Source organism: Ideonella sp. B508-1 (genome assembly GCF_000333615.1).
Lineage (GTDB): Bacteria > Pseudomonadota > Gammaproteobacteria > Burkholderiales > Burkholderiaceae_C > Ideonella.
Map to the genome: position 1 here is coordinate 1 of NZ_BADL01000111.1, position 5,424 is coordinate 5,424.

Genomic DNA, 5,424 nt, shown 5'->3' on the forward strand with positions numbered 1-5,424 from the left:
CGTCTACACCGGCTGCTCCATCAGGGGCCCGGTGCAGACACGTGAACTGGCCGAGTTCCTTTGAGGACTGCCTGACAAGGAGCGCAAGGGCCTGCACTTCGTCTCCGTGTCGCTGGACCCTGTCGGGGACACTCCCGCAGCACTGAAGGCCTTTGCGCAGCGGATGTCCGTCGATCTGTCGCATTGGAGCTTCGTCACGGGCCGTGCAGAAGACCTCGGTCGCTTGAGCGAACGGCTGCGGCTCTTCCGTCCGGGCGCAAAGAAGCCCGACGACCACGCCACCGCCTTGTGGCTGGTGGATGCCCGTGGCCGCCTGTTGCTGCGCCTGCAAGGCAATCCCCCCGACCGGCTGCGCATCGCACGGGAACTCAATGCGATGGAGAACCTGAGCGTCACGCCTGCGGCAGCGGCTGCCGGCGGGCGCTGAGACGCGGATCCCATGGCGATGGCGGCGGCCCGCTGCTGAAAGGCACCGACGACATCGACCACCCGCTCGACGCAATCCAGCCCCATCACCGGGCCCGCGGCCCCCGGGCGCCTGCGGGCGGGTGTCCATGGATTGAACGCCAGACGCGCCGTCGAAGGACGGCTGAACCCCAGGCGCGCTGCCAGTTCATTGCGCATTGGCCCCAAACGAGCTCGAAATACGCAATCTGGTTCTCTGGATGGCACAGAAGAATGGGTTTTCGGAAGTGTTCCAAAGTCAGGACGCGATCGGGTCGCAACCCGGCCAGAGGGCAGTCGTTGGTTCGAATGCGCACAGCGCTTGCGCGTCAACCGGACTGTCAACCTGTGGCTGCCTTCGTGGCTTCAGTGAGCTGCTGTATCGACGGTGAACTGAGGCTGCGTTGAGAAGCTGCAATTGTCGTGGTCCTGTGGAGGTCGACCACAAGTCGGCAGACGCTTGCTGGTGTAGAGGCGGTGGATAGGTTCCGAGGAGCCTATCCACCGCTCTCGAGGCGATCCAGCCTCGAGCCCAGGTCTCTGCAAGCGCCACTCGTCCGCCACCGCCTCGTCCTGGCGAACAACCGCCTACTCAAGACCAAGCACGATGAAGCTCGACGCACTGGACGTGAAGATTCTGAATCTACTGCAGGCCAATGCCGAGCTGCAGATGGGTGAGATCGCCGAGCAAGTGGGGCTGTCGTCCACGCCCTGCTGGCGTCGTATCCAGCGCATGAAGGATGCCGGCATCATCACCAAGCAGGTCTGCCTGCTGGACGCCAAGAAGGTCAATGTGGGTGTGACCGTCTTCGTCTCGGTGCGCACCAGCGTCCACACCGACGACTGGTTCAGGCAGTTCCGCGCGACGGTGCAGGCGATTCCCGAAGTGGTCGAGTTCTACCGCATGAGTGGCGACGTCGACTATCTGCTGCGCGTGGTGGTGCCCGACATCGCAGCCTACGACTCGGTGTACAAGCGCTTGATCGCCGGCACGAACCTCGCCGACGTCAGCTCCAGCTTCGCGATGGAAGAACTCAAGCTCACGACGGCGCTGCCACTGAGCTATGCGTGCTGAGCCGCGCCGACCTGTGCGGTCGCCTGCGTCTCAGCTCATCGACAGATCGATCTGATCGCCATGGGCACCGGGAGGCACGCGGACGAACGACACACCGGTTTCCCGTCAAGCGAATAGGCCCGGATCGGGCCAAGCCATTCGCCTCCCATGTGAAACGAGGCGCCGCGGGCCTGCCGCAGGCGATGACGCGCAATCCGATTCCAATCCGGCCGCGATGTCGCCCCAACTCTGCAAGCGCATTGCGGCCTCGCCTAGGAAGAATTTCCGCCCATGGAAATCTATCTTGATGCAAACGCCACGACCCACGTGCTTCCACAAGCCCTGGAGGCTGCGGCCGCGGCGATGGAGCAGAACTTCGGCAATCCCAGCAGCACGCACACCGCAGGCCTGAAGGCCCGCGCGCTGCTGGATGATGTTCGCGCGCGCGCGCGTCGCATCCTTGGGGCGGGCACAGGCCACCTGATGTTCACCAGTGGAGCGACCGAAGGCATCCAGACAGCCGTGCTGTCGGCACTGATGTCCTTGAAGGCGGCCCGTGAACAGGGCGCGAGCATGGAACCTCTGCTTCTCTACGGCGCGACAGAGCACAAGGCCGTGCCGGCTGCCCTCCACCATTGGAACCGCATCCTGGGACTCGACCTCGAGATCATCGCCATCCCCGTCGACCGCGATGGTCGGCACGATCTCGTGTGGCTGGCTGAACGCGCACCGCGCGCCGGCCTCGTGTGCACCATGGCCGCCAACAACGAAACCGGGGTCATCTCGGACCTGGATGGCATCGAACGCGCGCTGCGTGGATCCAAGGCCCTGTGGCTCGTCGATGGCGTGCAGGCGCTCGGCAAGATCAGTCTGAACCTGGGGTCCAGGGCGATCGACTATGCGCCATTCTCCGGTCACAAGCTCTACGCCCCGAAGGGGGTCGGCATGCTCTATGTGAGAGAGGGTGCGCCGTTCACGCCACTGTTGACAGGCGGCGGGCAGGAGGGCGACCTCCGCTCGGGAACTGAGAACATGGTGGGGATCGCTGCACTCGGCGCTGTTTTCAAGGCGCTGGAGGAAAGAGACTCCTTCAAGCCCGCCGACGTCCTGGCCGGGTTCAGAACCCGCCTGTGCGCAGCGCTGAAAGACGCGTTTCCAAGCCTGCGATTCAACGCCCCCCTGGAGATGTGCCTGCCGACCACGATCAATTTCTGCGTCGAGGGCGTCAACACCAAGGTGCTTCTCGACCTGTTCGACGCCGCTGGCATCCGTGTCAGCGGGGGTTCAGCGTGCAGCGCAGCGAAGGCCAAGCCAAGCGATGTGCTCGAGGCCATGGGCCTGTCGGCCTGGCAGGCATCGAATGCGGTTCGGCTTTCCTTCGGGCCGGCAGAGAGCGTCGAGACCATCGAGGTCGCATGCCAGAAGATTCGCAGCTGCGGGCAGGCCTTGCGGGCGACCGGACTGCCCACCGGCTTCAACGGTGTCGACGAGGACACCCCCCTGGTGACGCGCTATGTGGTCGACGGGTCTTGCTGCTACCTGATCTGCAGCCCCACCTCCGACCACTGCGTCGTGATCGATCCGCTTCCGGAGCTGTCAAAGACGATCGCCCAGCAGATCGCGAGCCGTGGCCGCACGCTCGCAGCGGTGCTGGACACGCACAGTCATGCAGACCACGCCTCGTCCGCACCGCAACTGTGGGCCGAGACCCATCAGTCGCCTGACACGGACGCCGAGCTCGATGCGCTTGGCTGGCCCATCGGTCAGTCGTCGATAGCCATTGGCGACTATCGCATCGCCAGAATGGCCACACCAGGGCACACGTCCGATGCGGTCGCCTTGCTCCTGCTGCGCGGCGAACGCGTGCTCGCTGCCTTCGTCGGCGACACCGTGATGCCTGGCGCGTTGGGGCGGAGCGACTTTCCGGTCAGCTTGCCGCTGGAGTTCTGCCCCACGCTGCGCCAGCTGGATGCGCAGCTCGGCCGCGACACCCTGCTCTATCCGGGCCACGACTACGACAACCGTCACGCCACCACGCTGGGAATCGAGTACGGTGCACAGCCGCTCGTCGCTGCGGCCCTGGACGGACGACTCACGCCGGCGGAGTTCGCACAGCAGAAGGCCGCTCTCGAGGCCAGCATCGCTCGCACGGAGTACAACACCATCGCGTGTGGCGCACGCGTGGAGCCATGCACGCAGGTCGAGAGCGTCGCGGCCAGCCGCGAGGCCGTCGCTGAGATGCTCACGGGTGACGCCTCGGCCGTGCTCGTCGACGTCCGTGAGCTGTACGAGCAAAGGGTCGACAGCGAACACTGCTTCGCGAGCCATCCCATCCAATCGGTGCCGGTGCCCAACGTCGTCAGCGCAATCCCCGGCTGGTTGGCTCTGCCCCTCGAGCAGCCGATCATCTTCTTCTGCCGAAGCGGCAATCGCAGCACGCAGGTCGCTCGTGCGCTGCGCCGACTGGGCCGGACGAACGCGTGGAGCCTGGTCGGAGGCCTGGCCCTGCAGCAGTCCTTGCCTGTTGCAGACGCTGTCGCGCACGCCTGATCTGATGTACCCAGAGTTGTCGAGCGCGATGACGATCACCCCGGTGCTCGGCGCATTCATCGGCATGAGTTTGGCGCTGACCGGCGCGGGAGGCGGCATCCTGGCCGTGCCGGCGCTGGTCTTCGGACTGCATCTGTCGGTTCCTCAGGCCGCTCCCGTGGGTCTTCTGGCGGTCGGCTTGGCTGCCGCCGCCGGTGCCATGGCCGGTCTTCGCAACGGATCGGTTCGCTATCGTGCCGCTGCTGTGATCGGCGGGGCGGGCATGCTTGCTGCACCGATCGGAACGGCCCTGTCGTCTCGCCTCCCGACGAACCTCTTGACGGCCATCTTTGCTCTCGTGCTTGGTGTCGTCGCGCTGCGCATGTACCGCAGCGGCGCCCACGGCTCATCGACTGCGGCCGATCATCGGACCGTCCCTGGCCCAGTCTGCGTCCGGGATTCGACCACCGGGCGACTTGTCTGGACCCGGGTGTGTGCCAGATGCCTGGCCTTCACCGGGCTGGCCGCCGGGACACTCAGCGGCCTGCTCGGCGTCGGCGGCGGATTCCTGATTGTTCCCGCATTGACCCGCCACTCGAATCTTCAGGCGGCCGGGATCGTCAACACCTCCCTGGCTGTGATTGCGCTGGTGTCCATCTCGGGCGTCGCCTCTGCGACCGCACAAGGGCACATGGACTGGTCGCTTGCCCTGCCATTCGCTTTCGGCGCCATGGTCGCCCTGCTGGCCGGACAGCGCCTTGCCCAGCGCTGGTCGGAGCGCACCCTGCGACGGTGCTTCGCTTTGGTGAGCGCAACCGTGTCCATTTCGCTGCTCGTGCGAGTCGCCCACGCCATCTAGTCATTTCCACATCGGCCGATCCAACGTCGCTCGGCCTGTCAAACGACAGGACTCCTGTGTCGAAACACTTCCAACTCTTGATCCTGGGCTCGGGTCCTGCCGGCTACACGGCAGCCGTCTATGCCGCACGCGCGAATCTCGAGCCAACGTTGATCACCGGAATGGCGCAGGGCGGCCAGCTCATGACCACGACGGAGGTTGACAACTGGCCGGCGGACTTCGCGGGGGTCCAGGGCCCCGACTTGATGGCGCGGTTTCTGGCACACGCCGAGCGCTTCAACACGAACATCGTGTTCGACCACATCAACCAGGTGGATTTCAGCAAGCGTCCGTTCACGCTGATCGGCGACGAGGCCACATACACCTGTGACGCATTGATCATCGCGACCGGCGCGTCGGCGAAGTACCTGGGCCTTCCATCCGAGGAAGCGTTCATGGGTCGCGGCGTCAGCGCCTGCGCAACCTGCGACGGCTTCTTCTACCGGGACCAGGAGGTCTGCGTGGTCGGAGGCGGCAACACCGCCGTCGAGGAGGCGCT

5 protein-coding genes are annotated in these 5,424 nt (G+C 65.3%); all 5 read left to right on the forward strand.

The features are described 5' to 3' along the window. Positions 1-67 precede the first annotated feature (67 nt). The gene (locus I73_RS04710; RefSeq protein WP_148289684.1) at positions 68-427 is read left to right on the forward strand and encodes an SCO family protein; all 360 of its coding nucleotides are present in this window, start codon (positions 68-70) and stop codon (positions 425-427) included. A 624-nt stretch (positions 428-1,051) separates the two neighbouring features. Further along, positions 1,052-1,519, forward strand: coding sequence for an Lrp/AsnC family transcriptional regulator (locus I73_RS04715; protein ID WP_022979553.1), 468 nt, complete (start codon positions 1,052-1,054; stop codon positions 1,517-1,519). A 270-nt stretch (positions 1,520-1,789) separates the two neighbouring features. Then, a complete protein-coding gene (locus I73_RS25975; RefSeq protein ID WP_022979554.1) occupies positions 1,790-4,048 on the forward strand; it encodes an aminotransferase class V-fold PLP-dependent enzyme in 2,259 nt (752 codons plus the stop codon). Further along, positions 4,023-4,886, forward strand: a complete 864-nt coding sequence (locus I73_RS04725; RefSeq protein WP_022979555.1) for a sulfite exporter TauE/SafE family protein — start codon at positions 4,023-4,025, stop codon at positions 4,884-4,886. Before I73_RS25975 ends, I73_RS04725 begins: the two co-directional genes overlap by 26 nt. A gap of 35 nt (positions 4,887-4,921) precedes the next feature. Continuing rightward, positions 4,922-5,424 (forward strand): FAD-dependent oxidoreductase (locus I73_RS04730; RefSeq protein WP_026096316.1); only part of this gene is annotated, 503 nt, incomplete at its 3' end.

Coding starts and splice junctions, on each gene's coding strand:
- I73_RS25975 (WP_022979554.1), top strand. CDS start 1,790: ATGGAAATCTATCTTGATGCAAACGCCACGACCCACGTGCTTCCACAA.
- I73_RS04715 (WP_022979553.1), top strand. CDS start 1,052: ATGAAGCTCGACGCACTGGACGTGAAGATTCTGAATCTACTGCAGGCC.